The sequence below is a fragment of the Citrobacter sp. MGH100 genome (assembly GCF_001034465.1).
In the GTDB taxonomy this organism is placed as follows: domain Bacteria; phylum Pseudomonadota; class Gammaproteobacteria; order Enterobacterales; family Enterobacteriaceae; genus Citrobacter; species Citrobacter youngae.
The window spans coordinates 377,882-397,180 of the sequence record NZ_KQ089801.1 but is presented as its reverse complement, the minus strand read 5'-3'; the positions used below and the strand labels follow the sequence as shown (position 1 = coordinate 397,180).

Below are 19,299 nucleotides of genomic sequence, written 5' to 3'. Positions count from 1 at the left end.
TGCCGATAGTTAGACCTCAGACAATACCTGCATAATTAAAAGGCAACAGATGTTCAAACGAATCAAAGTGATAACCTTACTTATCACCGTGTTACTCGCCCTGGGCGCGATGCAGCTCATTTCCGCAGGCGTATTTATTGGCGCGCTTAAAAACGACAAGGAAAACTTTAACGTTTCTCAACTTTCCAGCCAGAATGTGGCCGAGTTTACCGATGCATGGATTAGCCTGAACCAGGCTCGCGTCACGCTCAACCGGGGCATGCTGCGTTTACAGGGCACGATGGCCAGCGATATTAACGGCGGTCAGTTGAAGGAACTGGTGAACACGGCAAATCGCCTGTTGGCCGAATCGAAAGAGCATTACGATAAATACTACGCCTTGCCGGAAACGCCGGGACTGGATGAGCATCTGGCCGATCGACTGGAAGAACAGTACGGTATCTATTCTACTGCGCTGGCAAAAATGAACGCGCTGCTGGCTGAAGGCAAGCTGGAAGAGATGTTCAAACAGAATGCCGAGCAAAAGCAGACGGCCATGCAGGAAGTTTATCGGGAATGGCGTAGCGCGCAAACCGCGCTGGCAAATGAGGGCGTTCGGGATAACGAAAATGACTACCAGAAAATTATCTGGTTGTTATCCGCCATACTGTTGATTGTGTTGGCCGTCATTATCGTCAGTTGGATTGCCATGCAGCGTGTCCTGCTGAAACCACTCCACGAGGTGATGGGGCATATTCGGCATATCGCTTCAGGTGATCTGACCCATACTATTACTGCTGATGGCCGTAACGAAATGGCGCTATTGGCCCAGAACGTCCGCGAGATGCAGCAGGCGCTGGCGAACACTGTCAGCGTAGTGCGTGACGGGGCTGACACCATCTATACCGGCGCGGGTGAAATTGCCGCTGGCAGTAACGATCTCTCTTCACGTACCGAGCAGCAGGCTGCTTCTCTGGAAGAAACTGCTGCCAGCATGGAACAACTCACCGCAACCGTGAAACAGAATGCGGATAACGCGCGTCAGGCGACCAGTCTGGCAAAAAATGCCTCGCAGACGGCGCAGAAAGGTGGAGCCGTGGTCGACGGTGTGGTGCGTACGATGGATGAAATCGCCACCAGTTCCAGCAAAATCGCGCAAATAACCAATGTTATCGACGGCATAGCTTTCCAGACCAATATTCTGGCGCTGAACGCGGCGGTAGAAGCGGCGCGCGCGGGCGAACAGGGGCGCGGCTTTGCTGTCGTTGCCGGTGAGGTCCGCACGCTGGCGCAGCGTAGCGCTCAGGCGGCAAAAGAGATTAAGGCGCTGATTGATGACTCGGGGAATCGGGTTAATGCCGGTACAGCGCTGGTGCATGAAGCGGGTGAAACGATGGCGGAAATCGTCAGCGCCGTGACCCGCGTGACCGATATTATGGGCGAGATAGCCTCGGCCTCCGATGAGCAGAGTCGGGGTATCGATCAGGTCGGCCAGGCGGTGGCTGAGATGGATCGCGTCACGCAGCAAAACGCCTCGCTGGTGGAGGAGTCCGCTTCCGCCGCCGCCGCGCTCGAAGAGCAGGCCGCGCGGTTGAACCAGACGGTGGCGGTGTTTAAAGTGTCGCGCCGGATGGCGGCGTAAACGCCTTATCCGGCCTACATGAGATCGTACAGTCCTTGTAGGCCTGGTAAGCGCAGCGCCATCAGGCATCCCCCGAAACCGGCACTACCGCCGGTTTCTGCGGTTTTGACCGCACCGCAATCACCACGCCTATTATCAGCAGCGCAATACCGCTTACCGTCAGCAGCGGCGGAAATTCCTTGCGCAGAATAAAGGTGTACAGCAGGCCAGCCAGCGTTTCGAAGACAATCAACGGGCCGAGGATCACCGTCGGCAGCTTCTGGCTGGCGACGTTCCAGCACAGTGCGCCAACCCACGAACACAAGACCGCAATGGCTATCATCAGGCCGATAAACACGCCCGGGCGCGGGCCGAAGGGCAGCGCGAAGTCAGGCGTTTGCCCGTTCAGCCACAGGCAGGCGGCAATATAACCGAGCAGAGAAACAGGCAGCGTCACCAGTGCCTGGGCCGTCGCCCACATCATCGGGTGCTTATCCGGATTCTCGCGCAGCCAGCGGGCATTATGCAGCGCATACCACGCCCAACACACCACCGAAATCAGCGCCAGTGCGATGCCAGAGCCATACCGCCAGCCGCTAAAATCAGGCAGCCCTTGATTCAGCTCTGAGATATTCACGCACAGCAGGCCTATACCAATCAACACCAGCGCAGGCGACAAACGCCACCATGATAATTTGCCGTCACGCTGGCTGTAGAGCAGGTTAGCGAAGACCGGGATCACCACCGGCAATGTACCAATAATCATCGTGGAGACCGGTGCGCCGGTGCGCTGGATAGCGCTTGCCAGGCAAACGTAATAAATCAGATTGCCCATCAGGGTTAACGCCAGAGCGGTTACCCAGTCTTTGCGCGTCAACTGACGCAGGCGCACACGTCCCAGCCAGGCAATCGGCAATGCGATCAGCCCCAGCGCCAGATAACGCCCCATCGACTGTAACACCGCCGGGTATTCCGGAACGATCAGCGGCCCAACAAAAATTAATCCCCACATCAGCCCGGCCAGCAGGGCATACAACACACCGCTAATCATTTTTGACATCCACATCGCTTAACATAAGGTCGAGTGTAGGCAGGAAAAATGCCGCCGTATTGTATGAGATTGCTGATCAACGCCGGACGACTTGTTTCTGATAACGTACCGGCGTAATGCCGTAGCGATGGGTAAAGGCGCGGGTGAGATGCGACTGGTCGGTGAGGCCGGTTGCGGCGGCGACCTCTGCGGCGGGCATACCGTAGGTAAGAAAACCTTTGGCTCGCCACAGACGGATCGCCATCAGCATCTGGTGCGGCGTGACGTGGAAATGCAATTTGAACTGGCGCTGAAAATGCCAGGGACTCAGCGATGCAACCCGCGCCAGCTCGTCGAGCGTGACCGGATGCATATAATTATCGTGCAGATACTCGCGCACGCGTTCAAAGCGATGCGCTCCTTCCGGCAATACCGGCGCGTGGCGGGCCAGCGGCTGGAACGTGTCGATCAGATCGAGCAATAGTCCTTTTTGCGCCAACGGATCTTCGGTGTTCCACAGACCGTGGATCAACGAGCAGATCTGGCGCGAGCGCAGCGGATCGTGACGGGTAACGTCATGGAACCACCAGTGGCGGATCCCGGTGACCTCTTCCAGAAGATCGGGCTCAAGATAAATCATCCGATAGCGCCAGCCGTCGGCGGTTTCGGCCTCGCCGGTGTGCAGCTCATCAGGATTCATGGTGACGACGGAATGGGCGGGGGCCACGTACTGCGTGCCGCGATAGCGAAAACGCTCGGCTCCGGCTTCTATCGCGCCAATGCCGAACGCTTCATGAGTGTGCGGCTCAAAGGCGTAACGTGAGATGTGCGCATGATACAGCTCTACGCCCGGCACCTGCGCCAGATGGCGAAAGCGGGCGCTGTCTTTCTCATCAATAAACTGCTCAGGTACACCTTGCACGTTTTCTCTCCCCACGCATCATCCTGTCATTATCAGAGAGGATGCGCGGGGATGCCACCACAATTAACTAATTTTTAACACTTACACGATGCCTTTGACGCTGTCAGCCAGCGAGGTGGTCGGGCGACCAATCAGTTTGCTTAGCGTATGGCTGTCGTCGAACAGACCGCCTTTGGAGGCGCCAGTGTCTGAGTCAGCCAGCATGTCCGCCAGCCCGGCTGGTAGACCAAAGCCCTTCAGTGCGGCGGCAAAGTCAGTTTCGCTCAGGTTCTGATACACCACTTTTTTACCGCTCTGTTTTGCCAGTTCGGCAGCCAACTGGCTCAGGGTCCAGCCTGCGTCGCCCGCCAGCTCATAGGTTTTACCGGCGTGACCGTCTTCACTGATGACGCGCGCGGCGGCAGCGGCATAGTCGGCGCGGGTCGCCGAGGCGATTTTACCTTCACCTGCCGCGCCAATAAAGACGCCGTGTTCCAGCGCGGCCGGGGCGCTGGCGAGATAGTTTTCGGTGTACCAGCCGTTACGCAGCAGCGCGTAGGCGATACCGGATTCAGCCAGCATCTTCTCGGTTGCGATATGCTCATCAGCCAGCCCCAACGGGGAGGTGCCGGCGTGCAGCAGGCTGGTGTAGGCGATAAATTTCACGTGAGCGGCTTTCGCTGCGTTAATCACGTTGCGATGCTGCGGGGCACGTTGTCCCACTTCGCTCGACGAGATCAGCAGTAGCTTGTCGATACCCTGCAAGGCAGTTGTAAAGGCGGCTTCATCGCTGTAATCCGCCTGACGAACGGTAATGCCCTGCTGACTAAGCGCCGTCGCTTTAGCGGGATTACGCACGATTGCCACAATCTGGCTGGCAGGAACGGTTTTCAGCAGAGATTCAATAACGTGTTGGCCCAGTTGGCCGGTGGCGCCGGTAATCGCGATCATGGGGTGACTCCCTGGTATTGGTCTTGTGTTTAATCACGCTAACACCTAAACTTACTTTTAGTAAGTACGTACAAAAAGGTTAGTATGAAAATGACAGCTTCGACGCTCTCCCAGCAGTTACGCGATGGCAACTTGTTTGCCGAACAGTGTCCCTCCCGCGAGGTGTTAAAACACGTCACCAGCCGCTGGGGCGTATTGATTCTGGTGGCGCTGCGCGACGGTACGCACCGGTTCAGCGATTTGCGCCGTAAGATGGGCGGCGTCAGTGAAAAGATGCTGGCGCAATCTCTGCAAGCGCTGGAGCAGGACGGGTTTATCAACCGGGTATCGTATCCGGTCGTACCGCCGCATGTGGAGTATAGCCTGACGTCGTTGGGTGAGCAGGTGAGCGATAAAGTCGCCGCACTGGCGGACTGGATAGAACTGAATTTGCCGCAGGTTTTAGCGCAGCGGGAAGAGCGGGCGGCGTAAAGTATTGCCGGATGGCGGCTAACGCCTTATCCGGCACTAAAGTTACTTACTCAAATCCAACTGATAAATGGCGAAACCGATGTCATCGGTCGCGACTTTCTTCAGCGGATATTGCCCTTTCTCTTTGATAAACGCCGCGGCTTTATCAGACGGTGATGTTTCAAAGCGAATATCCAGTGGCGTATCGCTGTGAATTGGCGCCAGACGCCAGTTGTTATCTGCCGCCGGATGTATTTCACCGACGCGCTTCGTCTCGCCACCTATCCACGCGGCCAGCACCGAGCGGTTTTCATCCGGAGAAGCAAACGCGATGTGGCTGTCGCCGGTTCCGGCAAACTTACCGCCGTAGGCGCGGTAGTTGTTGGTCGCGACGAGGAAGGTGGCATTCGGATCGATTGGTTTGCCGTTAAAGGTCAGATTTTTAATACGTTCCGCTTTCGGATTAATGGTCTGACATTCCCCGTCGTAGCGGGCGGGTTGTGAAACATCAATCTGATAATTCACGCCATCAATCACGTCGAAATTATAGGTACGGAAGCCGTCCCAGTTAATCAACGACTGTGGTTTGCTGCTGTGGATATCAATCTGATTGAACTGCCCGGCGGAACATTCCAGCCACTCTTTCACCTCTTTACCGCTGGCTTTCACCACCACCAGAGTATTGGGATAGAGATACAAATCGGCGGCGTTACGGAAGGTGAGCTGACCTTTTTCGACTTCGACAAAGCTTGCCGGATCGTTCTTGCGTCCGCCGACCTTAAACGGCGCGGCGGCGGAAAGTACCGGCAGTTTCGCCAGGTCCGGATCGCCCTGGATAAAATGTTCCACATAGGCTTTCTGCGCGTTGTTTACCACCTGTACGGTCGGGTCATCCTGTACCAGCGCCAGATAGCTGTACATATTGTCGGCGGATTTACCGATCGGTTTGCTCACAAACTCACGCGTGGCGTCGTGATCGGCTTTCAGGATCTCAACGATTTTTTTGTCTTCTGCTGCCAGTGATTTTTTGGCCGTGGCGTCATAGATCGGGCGTGCTTCAGCTTTCGCCTGGGTGACCTGCCATTTACCGCTGTCGTTATTCAGCACTAAATCCACCACCCCCAGATGATCGCCCCACATGCCCGGCATCACCGCAGGAACGCCATTGAGCGTACCTTTTGTGATATCAGCACCTTTGATGTTGGCAAAGTCTTTACCGGGGAAAACGGCGTGAGCGTGACCAAACATAATGGCATCCACGCCCGGGACTTCACTGAGGTAGTAAACGGAGTTCTCCGCCATTGTCTGATACGGGTCGGCTGAAAGCCCGGAGTGAGCTACCACCACCACCACATCCGCGCCTTTGGCTCGCATCTCAGGCACGTATTTACGTGCGGTTTCGGTGATGTCGTTCACCGTCACTTTACCGCTGAGGTTGGCTTTATCCCAGGTCATGATCTGCGGCGGCACAAAACCGATATAGCCTATCTTCAGCGTCTGCTTGTTCCCTTGCTGGTCGACAACCTCAGTGTCTTTGATCAGATAAGGCGTAAACAGCGGCTTTTTGGTCTTAACGTCGATGATATTGGCATTAACGTAAGGGAACTTCGCCCCGGCTAGTGCGTTGTGCAGATACTCAAGACCGTAGTTGAATTCATGGTTGCCGAGGTTACCCACCGCGTAATCCAGCGTATTCAGCGCCTTATAGACCGGGTGGGTTTCGCCCGCTTTCAGCCCCTTGGCCGCCATGTAATCCCCGAGCGGACTGCCCTGAATCAAATCGCCGTTATCAACCAGCACGCTGTTTTTGACTTCACCACGCGCAGCGTTGATAAGACTCGCCGTACGCACCAGGCCAAATTTTTCAGTCGCCGTATCTTTGTAATAATCGAAATCCATCATATTGCTATGCAAATCAGTTGTTTCCATTATCCGTAGATCGACGGTCGCGGCATTCACACTGGCTGCAATCAGCGTAGCCAGAAGCGTTGCACTAAACTTAATCATCAGGGGCATCCTTTTAAGATCTAAGCCACAAAAGAAAATGTATATAAATCTTCTTGCTTACAGAACTGTGAATCATGACATGAATATAGCGTTTAAAACCGCAGACGCTATCACAGTTGGCGGATCCCCTGGCGATCGGGTATAAGTAAAACAACGAGTTAACACCACGAAAGAAACGAGGTGGAGAATGTTAGAACATGTATGCCAGCTTGCACGGAACGCGGGCGATGCCATTATGCAGGTCTACGATGGACTCAAACCGATGGAGATTACCAGCAAGCAGGACGATTCTCCGGTCACGGCGGCGGATATCGCCGCGCACAAGGTGATCCTCGAAGGATTACTGGCGCTGACGCCGGATATTCCTGTTCTGTCTGAAGAGGCGCCTCCTGGCTGGGATGTTCGCCAGCACTGGCAGCGCTACTGGCTGGTGGACCCGCTGGACGGGACCAAAGAGTTCATTAAGCGTAACGGTGAATTTACCGTTAACATTGCGCTTATCGAGAAGGGAAAGCCGGTTCTGGGCGTGGTTTACGCGCCGGTAATGAAAGTGATGTACAGCGCAGCAGAAGGTAAAGCGTGGAAAGAAGAGTGCGGCGTGCGCAAACAAATCCAGGTGCGTGATGCGCGTCCGCCGCTGGTGGTGATTAGCCGCTCCCATGCCGACAATGAGTTAAAAGAGTATCTGCAACAGTTGGGTGAGCACCAGACCACCTCGATTGGTTCCTCGCTGAAGTTCTGCCTGGTGGCGGAAGGGCAGGCGCAACTGTATCCGCGTTTTGGACCCACAAACGTGTGGGACACCGCTGCGGGCCACGCGGTTGCTGCCGCAGCCGGAGCGCACGTTCACGACTGGCAGGGGAAACCTCTGGATTACACCCCACGTGAATCGTTCCTCAACCCCGGCTTCCGCGTCTCTATTTACTGAGCAGTTTGTGCAGCAGGGCAATCACCTGCTGCACCTCATCCTGCGTTAGCGCCCCATCTTTTGCCCACTGTACGCGTCCGTCTTTGTCGAGAACGACGATAGCGGAGCTCTCTTCATCCAGTTGCCAGGCCTTACGCGCAATGCCGTTGCTGTCGACAATAAATTGTGACCACGGGTAGAGCTTCTTATTGCTCTCCAGACTGCTGCGCACAAACATACCGGAGCCGGGAATGGCGTCATCGGTGTTGACGATAGTGGTGGTCTGGTATTTATCATGCGGCAGATTGGCCGCTTTGATGGCTTCAATCAGTGTCGCATTTTTCTCTTTGGCGGAGGTACGTCCAGCGATGTGTTGCACAATACGGACTTTCCCTGGCAGTTGCGCGCTATTCCAGCTTTTGTAGCTAAACTTATCGTTATCAAGAATCAGTTCGCCGCGATCGGCAATACCCACCGGCGGCACGCGCTGGTTAGTCTCAAACGAATGTGCGGAGGCAATCATCGGCAGCAGCAGGCACGATAGGGCCAGCAGTTTTTGTAAGGTCATGGGTTTTCCTTCTTTCTTTATTTGGCAGGTGATCCGACCACTTGGGCCTGGAATTTAATCATATGTGCGAATGATGCTTTTTCCCGCAAGCGCGATGCCAGTTTGCGGACGGGCGCACAAATCCTGCGAAAAATGAAGGCTTATACTGAAGACAGCGAAGCGTTGAAAAGATAATTCTGAATAATTGTAACCTGAAGGTAAATAAACTTATACACGCTGGAAACATCGTTCAGATAGTCTATAGTCATAAGGCATTAAAATTTGCGCCTGAGGATTGTCGGACCGATTGTGGTACCGCAAAGGCGTAACGCTCAGCAGGAGATACAATGAAAATTTTCCAACGATACAACCCGCTGCAGGTGGCGAAGTACGTGAAGATCCTGTTTCGTGGACGGTTATATATCAAGGACGTAGGCGCTTTTGAGTTTGATAAGGGTAAGATTCTTATCCCAAAAGTGAAGGACAAACTGCATTTTTCTGTTATGTCCGAAGTTAACCGTCAGGTCTTGCGTCTGCAAACTGAGATGGCTTGATCAAAGTGCTATGCAGTAGTTAAAAAAACGGCTCCTGATGGGAGCCGTTGATGTTTCTGGCGGGATTACGCTTTGGTCTCTTCTTTTGCATCCGGCAGCTTTGGTACCAGAACGGTAGGTTTGCTGTCCAGGCGCGTCACCAGCAGCTGATCGATCTTGTAGTTATCGATATCCACCACTTCAAATTTGTAGCCAGAATACTTCACCGAGTCGGTGCGTTTCGGGATTTTACGCAGCATGAACATCATGAAACCGCCGATGGTTTCATAGTTGCCGGACTGCGGAAACTCGTCGATATCCAGCACACGCATCACGTCATCAATCGGCGTACCACCATCAACTAACCATGAGTTCTCATCACGCGCCACAATCTGTTCTTCCAGACCCTGGCCGACTAAGTCACCCATCAGTGTCGTCATTACGTCATTAAGCGTAATAATCCCCACCACCAGTGCATACTCGTTCATGATGACGGCAAAGTCTTCACCTGCGGTTTTGAAGCTTTCCAGCGCTTCTGAGAGCGTCAGCGTATCCGGAACAATCAGCGTATTGCGGATCTGTACGCCGCTGTTCAGCGCCATGCTTTGATTTGCCAGTACGCGGTTGAGGAGATCCTTTGAATCAACATAGCCAATGATGTGGTCGATATCTTCGTTACAGACCAGAAACTTGGAATGCGGATGTTCCGCCACTTTGTTCTTCAGGCTCTGTTCATCTTCGTGCAGATCAAACCAGATAACGTTTTCGCGCGAGGTCATTGAAGACGGCACGGTACGGGATTCCAGTTCAAATACGTTTTCGATCAGCTCATGTTCCTGCTTGCGCAGAACCCCTGCCAATGCGCCGGCTTCTACTACGGCGTAAATATCGTCCGAGGTGATGTCGTCTTTGCGCACCATCGGGATCTTAAACAGACGGAAAATGTTATTTGCCAGACCATTAAAGAACCATACCAGCGGGCGGAACACGAGCAGACAGAAGCGCATCGGGTTGATGATACGCAAAGCTACAGCTTCTGGCGCAATCATACCGATGCGTTTCGGGGTTAAATCCGCGAACAGGATGAACAGGCCAGTCACCAGGGAGAACGACAGAACAAAGCTTAACTGTTCGGACAGCTCTGGGGCGAAGTATTTCGAGAACAGACCGTTAAATGCCGGTGAAAACGCCGCGTCACCGACGATACCGCCAAGAATAGCAACCGCATTAAGACCAATTTGCACAACGGTAAAGAACATGCCGGGGTTTTCCTGCATCTTCAAAACACGCTGTGCGTTTACGTTGCCTTCATCGGCAAGCAGTTTAAGTTTGATTTTGCGTGACGCAGCAAGCGAGATCTCGGATATCGAGAAAAACGCACTCACGGCGATCAGGCAGAGAATGACTAAAATACTGTTTAACATATCTTATCCGACCGTTAAGGCCAGATCCTCGGAAGGGATAAATTGATAAATCTGTGTGAAATACACATTGAAAACCGGTCCGAAGGGAGTGGACCGGCAATTTCAGGAGCTAGTATAGCGTAAGGTACTGTAAAGCCGCCAGAGGGCGGCGATTATCCTTGCGGCGGCAGGCAAACGCCTATGCCGCCAATGCCACAGTATCCATAAGGGTTTTTATGCAGATATTGCTGGTGATCGTCCTCGGCGTAGTAGAACGGAGTCGCCGTGCTGATTTCCGTCGTAATCTCGCGTTCATCGCCTGCGTCGGTCATTGCTGCCTGAAAACGCTCAAGGCTGGCTTGTGCGGCGGCGGTTTGTTCCGGCGTTAACGGGTAAATGGCGGAGCGATACTGCGTACCCTGGTCGTTCCCCTGACGCATGCCCTGCGCCGGATCGTGATTTTCCCAGAACACCTGCAGCAGTTGTTCGTAGCTGATAACATGCGGGTCATAGACGACGCGTACCGCTTCGGCGTGTCCGGTATCGCCAGAACAGACTTCCCGATAGGTTGGGTTAGGGGTATAGCCACCGGTGTAGCCGGCTGCGGTGCTATATACGCCGGGTAATGACCAGAATAAACGTTCAACGCCCCAGAAGCATCCCATGGCGAAATAAGCTATCTCCATACCATCGGGCACGTTGGTCATCGAACGTTGGTTAACCGCATGCAGCGTTGCCACTGGCATCGGGGTGTTGCGTCCAGGTAGGGCATCTGCTTGAGTAACGAGATGCTTTCTATCAAATAAACTCATGGCCGTTCTCCCGAAATCAGTCATTTGGGTTAAGGTTGTAACGAGACGCGTCTTTGCCCAAAATAAACAGCGTGAATGCGTCTAGAGTTAAACATAAGAAATATTTGGGTTGTCGTCTGTTTTTCAACTCTTATTGTTGATTTTTTGTTAAGCCGAGGAACGGCATAGTATTTTTTTCCAGGGGTGGAAAAAAGGATATTCAGGAGAAAATGTGCCACATATCCGTCAGTTATGTTGGGTGGGATTACTGTGCTTAAGTGGCTCCGCCGCTGCTGCGAATGTTCGCTTACAGGTCGAAGGATTATCAGGGCCGCTGGAGAAAAACGTCCGTGCGCAGCTGTCCACGATTCAAAGTGACGAAGTCACACCAGACCGACGCTTTCGTGCGCGCGTTGATGATGCTATCCGCGAAGGGCTAAAAGCGCTGGGCTACTTTGAGCCGACCATTGATTTTGAACTGCGTCCGCCGCCGGCGAAAGGACGCCAGGTGCTGATTGCCAAAGTGACCCCCGGTGAGCCGGTGCTGATTGGCGGCACAGAAGTGATTCTGCGCGGTGGCGCACGTACGGATAAAGATTACCTGGATCTGCTGAAAACACGCCCGGCAATCGGCACCGTGCTGAATCAGGGCGATTATGACAGCTTCAAAAAGTCGCTCACCAGCGTGGCATTGCGTAAAGGCTATTTCGACAGCGAATTTAATAAAAGTCAGCTCGGAATTGCACTCGATCGCCGCCAGGCATTCTGGGATATTGATTACAACAGCGGAGAGCGCTACCGCTTTGGCCATGTCACTTTTGAAGGTTCGCAAATTCGCGATGAGTACCTGCAAAACCTGGTGCCGTTCAAAGAGGGCAAAGAGTACGAGTCGAAAGATCTGGCAGAGCTAAACCGTCGCCTTTCGGCAACCGGATGGTTTAATTCTGTGGTGGTGGCGCCTGAATTTGATAAAGCCCGTGAAACCAAAGTACTGCCGCTAAAAGGCGTGGTCTCGCCGCGCACCGAAAATACCATCGAAACCGGGGCCGGCTACTCTACTGACGTGGGACCGCGGTTGAAAACCTCGTGGAAAAAGCCGTGGATGAACTCCTACGGCCATAGCCTGACCACCAGTGCCAGTATTTCTGCGCCAGAGCAGGTCCTTGATTTCAGCTATAAAATGCCGCTGTTAAAGAACCCGCTGGAGCAGTATTACCTGGTGCAGGGGGGCTTTAAGCGTACCGATTTAAACGACACCGAGCAGGACTCAACCACGCTCGCGGTCTCCCGCTACTGGGATCTGTCGAGTGGCTGGCAGCGTGCAATCAACCTGCGCTGGAGCCTCGACCACTTTACCCAGGGTAACGTTACCAATACCACCATGCTGCTTTATCCGGGGGTGATGATTAGCCGGACGCGCTCGCGCGGCGGCCTGATGCCCGTCTGGGGCGACTCCCAACGTTATTCCATCGATTACTCCAACACAGCCTGGGGCTCAGACGTTGATTTCTCCGTTTTCCAGGCGCAGAACGTCTGGATCCGTACACTGTACGACAAGCACCGTTTTGTGATGCGCGGTAACCTCGGCTGGATTGAAACCGGTGACTTCGACAAAGTCCCGCCAGATCTGCGTTTCTTCGCCGGGGGCGACCGTAGTATCCGCGGCTACAAATACAAATCTATTTCACCCGAAGGCAGCGACGGCAAGCTGAAAGGGGCCTCGAAGCTGGCGACGGGCTCGCTGGAATACCAGTACAACGTGACCGGGAAATGGTGGGGCGCGATGTTTGTCGATAGCGGTGAAGCGGTCAGCGATATTCGCAAAAGCGATTTCAAAACCGGTGCCGGGGTCGGCGTTCGCTGGCAATCGCCGGTAGGACCTATCAAGCTCGACTTTGCCGTCCCCGTCGGCGACAAAGATGAACATGGTTTACAGTTTTACATCGGTCTGGGGCCTGAATTATGAGTTTATGGAAGAAGATAAGCCTCGGGGTACTGGTTGTTATCCTGCTGTTGTTAGGTACCGTCGCGTTCCTGGTGGGGACAACCTCCGGTCTGCATCTGGTCTTCAAAGCAGCTAATCGTTGGCTTCCGGGGCTGGAGATTGGTCAGGTCACCGGTGGCTGGCGGGATTTATCACTGAAAAATATTCGTTATGACCAGCCCGGCGTGGCGGTGAATGCTGGCGAAGTACATCTGGCCGTGGGGCTTAATTGCCTGTGGAACAGCAGTCTGTGCGTCAACGATCTGTCGCTGAAAAATATCAACGTAGCGATCGACAGCAAAAAAATGCCGCCATCAGCGCCGGTGGAGGAAGAAGAGAGCGGTCCGCTTAACCTTTCCACGCCTTACCCCATCACGCTTTCACACGTGGCGCTTAACAACATCAATATCAAAATTGATGACACCACGGTTTCCGTGCTGGATTTTACCTCCGGCCTGAACTGGCAGGAAAAAACGCTGACCCTGAAGCCAACGTCATTGCAGGGGTTGCTGATTGCCCTGCCTAAAGTGGCGGAAGTGGCACAGGAAGAGGTCGTTGAACCAAAAATTCAAAACCCGCAGCCGGATGAAAAACCGCTCGGCGAAACGCTAAAAGATCTGTTCTCAAAGCCGGTGCTGCCGGAAATGGCCGATGTGCATCTGCCGCTCAATCTCAATATTGAAGAATTTCGCGGCGAGCAGCTGCGCGTGACCGGGGATACGGATCTCACGGTACATAACCTGCTGCTGAAAGTGAGCAGCATTGACGGCAACATGAAGCTGGACGCGCTGGATATCGACTCGAATCAGGGGGCGGTAAAAGCCAGCGGCACGGCGCAGCTCACCGACACATGGCCGGTCGATATTACGTTAAACAGCACGCTGAACATCGACCCGTTAAAAGGCGAAAAGGTGAAGCTGAAGGTCGGCGGCGCGCTGCGTGACCAACTGGAAGTCGGCATAAACCTGTCCGGTCCGGTGGATATGGATCTGCGGGCGCAAACGCGTCTGGCGGAAGCCGGGTTGCCGCTCAATCTGGAAGTGGTGAGTAAGCAGATTTACTGGCCGTTTACCGGCGACAAACAGTTTCAGGCCGATGACATCAAGCTAAAGCTGACCGGCAAGATGACCGACTACACGTTGTCGATGCGTACCGCCGTGAAGGGACAGGATATTCCTCCAGCTACCATCACGCTGGATGCTAAAGGCAACGAACAGCAGATCAATCTCGACAAACTCAGCGTTGCGGCGCTGGAAGGAAAAACCGAGCTGAAAGCGCTGGTGGACTGGCAGCAGGCGATCAGCTGGCGCGGAGAGTTGACGCTGGATGGCATCAATACGGCAAAAGAGATCCCGGACTGGCCGTCAAAACTGAATGGTCTGGTGAAAACCCGCGGCAGTCTGTATGGCGGAAGCTGGCAGATGGAGGTTCCGGAGCTGAAGCTGACCGGGAATGTAAAACAGAATAAGGTCAATGTGAACGGTTCGCTGAAGGGGAACAGTTACCTGCAATGGATCATTCCGGGCCTGCATCTGGAGCTGGGACGCAACAGTGCGGACGTAAAAGGTGAACTGGGGGTTAAAGACCTCAACCTCGACGCGACGATTGATGCCCCAAGCCTGGATAACGCGCTGCCGGGGCTGGGCGGTACGGCGAAAGGGCTGGTAAAAGTTCGCGGTACGGTTGAAGCACCACAGCTGCTGGCGGATATCACCGCCCGTGGTCTGCGCTGGCAGGAACTTTCCGTCGCTCAGGTACGCGTCGAAGGCGACGTGAAATCGGCCGAGCAAATCGCCGGTAATCTCAATGTTCGCGTAGAGCGGATTGTACAACCTGACGTGAATATCGGCCTCGTGACGCTCAACGCGAAAGGCAGTGAAAAGCAACATGAATTACAGCTACGCATTCAGGGGGAGCCGGTTTCCGGACAGCTTGATCTGGCAGGCAGCTTCGATCGCAAAGAACAGCGCTGGAAAGGGGCGTTGAGCAATACCCGCTTCCAGACGCCGGTTGGTCCGTGGTCGCTTAACCGCGCGATTGCGCTTGATTACCGTAATCAGGAACAGAAAATCAGCATTGGGCCACACTGCTGGAATAACCCGAATGCGGAACTGTGCGTGCCACAGACGATTGATGCGGGCGCGGAAGGGCGCGCGGTGGTGAATCTGAACCGTTTCGATCTGGCAATGCTGAAACCGTTTATGCCGGAGACAACCCAGGCCAGCGGCGTGTTCACCGGTAAAGCCGATGTGAGCTGGGACACCACCAAAGAGGGGCTGCCGCAGGGACAGGTCACGCTAAGTGGGCGTAACGTGAAGGTCACCCAGAGCGTAAACGATGCCGCGTTACCGGTGGCGTTTGAGACGCTGAATCTGACCGCTGACCTGCACAACAACCGTGCTGAACTGGGCTGGCTGATTCGCCTGACCAACAACGGGCAGTTCGACGGCCAGGTGCAGGTAACCGATCCGCAAGGACGCCGTAATCTGGGCGGTAACGTCAATATTCGCAGCTTCAATCTGGCGATGGTGAACCCTATCTTCTCCAGAGGTGAAAAAGCCGCGGGAATGATCAACGCCAATCTGCGTCTGGGCGGCGATGTGCAAAGCCCACAACTGCTTGGACAACTGCAACTGAGCGGTCTGGATATCGACGGCAACTTTATGCCGTTTGACATGCAGCCCAGCCAGTTAGCCGTTAACTTCACCGGAACGCGTTCGACGTTAGCGGGCGTGGTGCGTACGCAGCAGGGGCAGATTAACCTGAGCGGCGATGCCGACTGGAGTCAGATAGACAACTGGCGGGCGCGGGTCGCGGCTAAAGGCAGTAGGGTTCGTATTACCGTGCCGCCGATGGTTCGTCTGGATGTCTCTCCGGACGTGGTCTTTGAAGCCACGCCGAGTCTGTTTACCCTGGATGGCAACGTGGATGTGCCGTGGGCGCGTATTGTGGTGCACGACCTGCCGGAAAGTGCGGTAGGGGTGTCCAGCGACATGGTCATGCTCAACGACAACCTGCAGCCAGAGAAGCCGCAAAGCGCCGGTATTCCGATCAACAGCAACCTGAACATTCATGTAGGCAACAACGTACGTATTGATGCTTTTGGTCTGAAAGCACGTCTGACGGGCGATCTGAAAGTTGCGCAGGATAAGCAGGGGCTGGGGCTGAACGGACAAATTAATATCCCGAGCGGTCGCTTCCATGCCTATGGTCAGGATCTGATTGTGCGTAAGGGCGAGCTGTTGTTCTCCGGCCCGCCGGATCAGCCGTTGCTCAACATCGAAGCGATTCGTAACCCGGATGCCACCGAAGACGATGTGATCGCCGGCGTTCGCGTCACCGGCACTGCTGATGAACCGAAAGCGGAGATCTTCTCTGACCCGGCAATGTCGCAGCAAATGACGCTTTCCTACCTGCTGCGCGGACAAGGGCTGGACAGCGAGCAGAGCGACAGCGCGGCGATGACCTCAATGCTTATTGGCCTGGGGGTTGCACAAAGTGGTCAGGTTGTGGGTAAAATCGGGGAGACATTTGGCGTAAGCAATCTGGCACTGGACACGCAAGGGGTGGGTGACTCCTCTCAGGTGGTTGTCAGCGGATACGTACTGCCAGGTCTGCAGGTGAAATATGGTGTGGGTATATTTGACTCCTTAGCGACACTCACGCTACGTTATCGTCTGATGCCTAAGCTATATCTGGAAGCCGTGTCTGGCGTAGATCAGGCACTTGATTTGCTCTATCAGTTCGAGTTTTAGCAATGCGAATATTTGTCTACGGCAGTTTACGAACCAAACAAGGCAACAGCCACTGGATGACCAATGCCCTGTTGCTGGGAAATTTCAGTATCGACAACTACCAGTTGTACAGCCTGGGCCACTATCCAGGCGCAGTTCCGGGGAACGGAACGGTACACGGGGAAGTTTATCGTATTGACAACGCCACGCTGGCAGAGCTTGACGCTCTGCGTACGCGAGGTGGCGAATATGCACGCCAGTTAATTCAGACGCCGTACGGAAGTGCATGGATGTACGTGTACCAACGTTCAGTCGAGGGATTAACGCTGATTGAAAGCGGTAACTGGTTAGACCGAGACCAGTACTGATATATCGCTACGAGAATAAACAACGCCGCCTTCGGGTGGCGTTGTTTATTTAAGGCTTAAAACTCTACGCGCGCGCCGAGATTATAGCGACGGCCTTCCACCTGCGCGGATTCATTCCACGCGGTAGTCAGCTTCGGATCCTCATCCAGCACGTTGTAGACCCCTGCCATCAACTGCGTGTGCTTATTGAGCTGATAACGTACGCCCACATCAACCATTGTGTAGTCATCGTACTTGTAGTTATTACCACTGTTGCGGTTACTGCTGCGATAGTTCACCGTACTCCACACGTCGAGACTCTGTGTCGCCGCCCAGGTCAGCGACAGATTCGCCATATGACGCGGATAATCGTTGAGCGCGTAGCCTTTGTTTATGCCGCTTTTCTGTTCGCTGTGGTTCCAGGTGTAGTTAGCGTTGGCTTTGAGGTCGGCGCTAATTTGCCAGTCGGCATTCAGCTCAATGCCGTATACGTCTGCCTCACTGACGTTAAAGTATTTACTGACGGAATCTGCTTTGTAGCCATTCACCGAGCACTGGTTTGTCGCCGTGGTTTCACAAATGGTTTGTTCAGCGATTTTGTCTTTGAACTGGGTATAGAAGACCGTGCTATCCAGAGCCAGCGCGTCGCCCGTCCAGTAGAGGCCCAGTTCAGAGTTAACGCTTTTCTCTGGTTTCAGGTCGTCATTACCTACCGTCAGGAAGGGATAAGGCACGGTTGAGCCGTAAGGGGTGACGAAGTTGCTGGAGGTCGCGCGTAGCTCCGGTTTTTTATATCCTGCCGAAATACCGCCCTTTAGCGCCCAGGCATCGCTGAAGGCCCAGTTGCCGTACATTTTTGGCGTAATATGTGTACCAAAGTTATCGTCCTGATCCATACGCGCCGAAGTGGTCAGGATGAAATCGTCAATGCTCCAGCCGTCTTCAGCAAACAATGCCCAGCCGTTGCGGCTGATTTTGGTTACCGGCTCTGAGCCGGGCAGCGTTTTGTTAGCCACATCAAAGCGGTCATTTAACTCTTCGCGGGTAAAATTCGCCCCGATGGTCAGTTTATGGTTGTCGAGTGTAAACGTGGTTTGCGAATTAGCGACATAGTTTTCCATCTGCACATACTGCGGGGACTGACCGTCATAAACGTATTTTGAGCGGCCCTTTTCGTAGTTGATGTAGTTGGTCGTCGCGATGGTGTCATCTGCATACCAGCCGGTATGTGTCAGGGTGGCGGCGTTACGATCGAACAGCCATGACCATGGCGCGCCGCGTTTCTGAGTGCGATTTTTCTCCTGCTCGCCGGTGACAACGTTGAGGTCGAACAGGTTGTTTTCGCTGGCGGCCAGGCCCAGCGTCATATCAACGGATTTACGGTTGTGTTTGCCGAAATAGTCATTGCGATCGTCATCGCGACGGTCGAGCCAGTCGGCCGCTACGCTAAGGCCGAGAACATCTGGCACAATCGGCCCCATGGTAAACAGATTCATCTGGCTGGTATTACCCAAATACTGGTGTTCCTGAAGCCAGGTATTCGCCGCAATCGCCGTCGTCCAGTCTTTCGCGCCGTACGGCTTTTTGGTAATCACGTTGACCACACCGCCGATGGCATCTGAGCCGTACAGCGAGGACATTGGCCCGCGGATAACTTCGATACGCTCAATGGCCTCCATTGGCGGTAAGAAGTTGGCTTCAGTACCGATATCATGGCCGTAGGGGCGTGACTCACCGGTATTTTGTTTGACACTGTTGACCATAAAAGCGGTATAGGACGGGTCCATACCGCGGATCATAATGCTGCCCGCATTCATGCCGCTGCTGTTGGTAACCGAGACGCCAGGAAGGTTTTTAATCGCTTCACCAATGCTACGGTCCGGCTGAATATCCAGCGTTTTACGATCGATAACTGAAATGGTGGCCGGCGCTTCGCGCTTTTGCTGCGAGAACCCGGATGCGGTGATCACCATTTCATCTTCATTATTGCGTGAGGTTTCGGTGAGTTCTTCTGCCTGAGTGGGGAAAATAACCCCGCCAGAGAATGCAACGATCCCTGTCAGCGTAATAAGTTGACGCGTTTTCATAATATAAGACACCTGAAAAGTAAAAAA

At 54.1% G+C, this 19,299-nt stretch carries 15 protein-coding genes; 7 read left to right on the top strand and 8 right to left on the bottom strand.

Annotated elements, in window-relative coordinates:
- Positions 1-49: 49 nt before the first annotated feature.
- Complete coding sequence (locus SK32_RS13480) at positions 50-1,621, top strand: methyl-accepting chemotaxis protein (protein ID WP_048212869.1); 1,572 nt, start codon at positions 50-52, stop codon at positions 1,619-1,621.
- Positions 1,622-1,682: 61 nt separating this feature from the next.
- On the opposite strand, the gene SK32_RS13475 is transcribed toward SK32_RS13480, so the two are convergent.
- The 3 genes from SK32_RS13475 to SK32_RS13465 all read right to left on the bottom strand — a co-directional run bounded on the left by SK32_RS13475 (position 1,683) and on the right by SK32_RS13465 (position 4,482).
- A complete protein-coding gene (locus SK32_RS13475; protein WP_048212868.1) occupies positions 1,683-2,651 on the bottom strand; it encodes a DMT family transporter in 969 nt (322 codons plus the stop codon).
- Between the two features lie 76 nt (positions 2,652-2,727).
- On the bottom strand, positions 2,728-3,552 hold the full coding sequence (locus SK32_RS13470) for an AraC family transcriptional regulator (protein WP_048213486.1): 825 nt from the start codon (positions 3,550-3,552) through the stop codon (positions 2,728-2,730).
- Positions 3,553-3,633: 81 nt separating this feature from the next.
- Positions 3,634-4,482: an SDR family oxidoreductase gene (locus SK32_RS13465; RefSeq protein ID WP_048212867.1), complete on the bottom strand. Its 849-nt coding sequence runs from the start codon at positions 4,480-4,482 to the stop codon at positions 3,634-3,636.
- A 90-nt stretch (positions 4,483-4,572) separates the two neighbouring features.
- Between SK32_RS13465 and SK32_RS13460 the strand changes: the two genes are divergently transcribed.
- A complete protein-coding gene (locus SK32_RS13460) occupies positions 4,573-4,953 on the top strand; it encodes a winged helix-turn-helix transcriptional regulator (RefSeq protein WP_048213485.1) in 381 nt (126 codons plus the stop codon).
- Between the two features lie 42 nt (positions 4,954-4,995).
- Here the strand turns inward: SK32_RS13460 and cpdB are convergent, their stop codons facing one another.
- Positions 4,996-6,939 (bottom strand): 2',3'-cyclic-nucleotide 2'-phosphodiesterase, encoded by a 1,944-nt coding sequence (gene cpdB, locus SK32_RS13455; RefSeq protein ID WP_086523547.1) that lies wholly within the window; start codon positions 6,937-6,939, stop codon positions 4,996-4,998.
- Between the two features lie 187 nt (positions 6,940-7,126).
- Here cpdB and cysQ point away from each other — a divergent pair, with 187 nt between their 5' ends.
- Complete coding sequence (cysQ, locus tag SK32_RS13450) at positions 7,127-7,867, top strand: 3'(2'),5'-bisphosphate nucleotidase CysQ (RefSeq protein WP_048212865.1); 741 nt, start codon at positions 7,127-7,129, stop codon at positions 7,865-7,867.
- On the opposite strand, the gene SK32_RS13445 is transcribed toward cysQ, so the two are convergent.
- Positions 7,857-8,414, bottom strand: a complete 558-nt coding sequence (locus tag SK32_RS13445) for a YtfJ family protein (RefSeq protein ID WP_048212864.1) — start codon at positions 8,412-8,414, stop codon at positions 7,857-7,859. The two genes, cysQ and SK32_RS13445, sit on opposite strands and share 11 nt — an antisense overlap.
- A 326-nt stretch (positions 8,415-8,740) precedes the next feature.
- On the opposite strand from SK32_RS13445, the gene SK32_RS13440 reads away from it, so the two are divergent.
- The gene (locus SK32_RS13440) at positions 8,741-8,947 is read left to right on the top strand and encodes a DUF1107 domain-containing protein (RefSeq protein WP_003025710.1); all 207 of its coding nucleotides are present in this window, start codon (positions 8,741-8,743) and stop codon (positions 8,945-8,947) included.
- A 65-nt stretch (positions 8,948-9,012) separates the two neighbouring features.
- Here the strand turns inward: SK32_RS13440 and SK32_RS13435 are convergent, their stop codons facing one another.
- Both SK32_RS13435 and msrA read right to left on the bottom strand, forming a co-directional pair.
- The gene (locus tag SK32_RS13435; protein WP_048212863.1) at positions 9,013-10,350 is read right to left on the bottom strand and encodes a polyamine export protein PaeA; all 1,338 of its coding nucleotides are present in this window, start codon (positions 10,348-10,350) and stop codon (positions 9,013-9,015) included.
- A gap of 152 nt (positions 10,351-10,502) precedes the next feature.
- Complete coding sequence (gene msrA, locus SK32_RS13430; RefSeq protein ID WP_048212862.1) at positions 10,503-11,141, bottom strand: peptide-methionine (S)-S-oxide reductase MsrA; 639 nt, start codon at positions 11,139-11,141, stop codon at positions 10,503-10,505.
- Positions 11,142-11,352: 211 nt separating this feature from the next.
- Here msrA and tamA point away from each other — a divergent pair, with 211 nt between their 5' ends.
- From tamA to SK32_RS13415, 3 genes are read left to right on the top strand one after another with little or no spacing between them, the layout of a single operon-like run.
- Entirely contained in the window at positions 11,353-13,086 is a 1,734-nt protein-coding gene (gene tamA, locus SK32_RS13425; protein ID WP_048212861.1) for an autotransporter assembly complex protein TamA, read from the top strand.
- Positions 13,083-16,859 (top strand): autotransporter assembly complex protein TamB, encoded by a 3,777-nt coding sequence (gene tamB, locus SK32_RS13420; RefSeq protein ID WP_048212860.1) that lies wholly within the window; start codon positions 13,083-13,085, stop codon positions 16,857-16,859. The genes tamA and tamB overlap by 4 nt, the downstream gene beginning before the upstream one ends.
- 2 nt (positions 16,860-16,861) lie before the next feature.
- A complete protein-coding gene (locus SK32_RS13415; RefSeq protein WP_048212859.1) occupies positions 16,862-17,206 on the top strand; it encodes a gamma-glutamylcyclotransferase family protein in 345 nt (114 codons plus the stop codon).
- A 56-nt stretch (positions 17,207-17,262) separates the two neighbouring features.
- On the opposite strand, the gene SK32_RS13410 is transcribed toward SK32_RS13415, so the two are convergent.
- A complete protein-coding gene (locus tag SK32_RS13410; protein ID WP_048213484.1) occupies positions 17,263-19,272 on the bottom strand; it encodes a TonB-dependent receptor domain-containing protein in 2,010 nt (669 codons plus the stop codon).
- Positions 19,273-19,299 lie beyond the last annotated feature (27 nt).

Excerpts from the sequence above, each read along its gene's own strand:
- SK32_RS13460 (WP_048213485.1), top strand. The coding sequence starts at position 4,573 with ATGACAGCTTCGACGCTCTCCCAGCAGTTACGCGATGGCAACTTGTTT.
- cpdB (WP_086523547.1), bottom strand. The coding sequence starts at position 6,939 with ATGATTAAGTTTAGTGCAACGCTTCTGGCTACGCTGATTGCAGCCAGT.
- msrA (WP_048212862.1), bottom strand. The coding sequence starts at position 11,141 with ATGAGTTTATTTGATAGAAAGCATCTCGTTACTCAAGCAGATGCCCTA.
- SK32_RS13475 (WP_048212868.1), bottom strand. The coding sequence starts at position 2,651 with ATGATTAGCGGTGTGTTGTATGCCCTGCTGGCCGGGCTGATGTGGGGA.
- SK32_RS13410 (WP_048213484.1), bottom strand. The coding sequence starts at position 19,272 with ATGAAAACGCGTCAACTTATTACGCTGACAGGGATCGTTGCATTCTCT.
- SK32_RS13415 (WP_048212859.1), top strand. The coding sequence starts at position 16,862 with ATGCGAATATTTGTCTACGGCAGTTTACGAACCAAACAAGGCAACAGC.
- tamB (WP_048212860.1), top strand. The coding sequence starts at position 13,083 with ATGAGTTTATGGAAGAAGATAAGCCTCGGGGTACTGGTTGTTATCCTG.
- SK32_RS13480 (WP_048212869.1), top strand. The coding sequence starts at position 50 with ATGTTCAAACGAATCAAAGTGATAACCTTACTTATCACCGTGTTACTC.
- SK32_RS13465 (WP_048212867.1), bottom strand. The coding sequence starts at position 4,482 with ATGATCGCGATTACCGGCGCCACCGGCCAACTGGGCCAACACGTTATT.
- cysQ (WP_048212865.1), top strand. The coding sequence starts at position 7,127 with ATGTTAGAACATGTATGCCAGCTTGCACGGAACGCGGGCGATGCCATT.
- SK32_RS13440 (WP_003025710.1), top strand. The coding sequence starts at position 8,741 with ATGAAAATTTTCCAACGATACAACCCGCTGCAGGTGGCGAAGTACGTG.
- SK32_RS13445 (WP_048212864.1), bottom strand. The coding sequence starts at position 8,414 with ATGACCTTACAAAAACTGCTGGCCCTATCGTGCCTGCTGCTGCCGATG.
- SK32_RS13435 (WP_048212863.1), bottom strand. The coding sequence starts at position 10,350 with ATGTTAAACAGTATTTTAGTCATTCTCTGCCTGATCGCCGTGAGTGCG.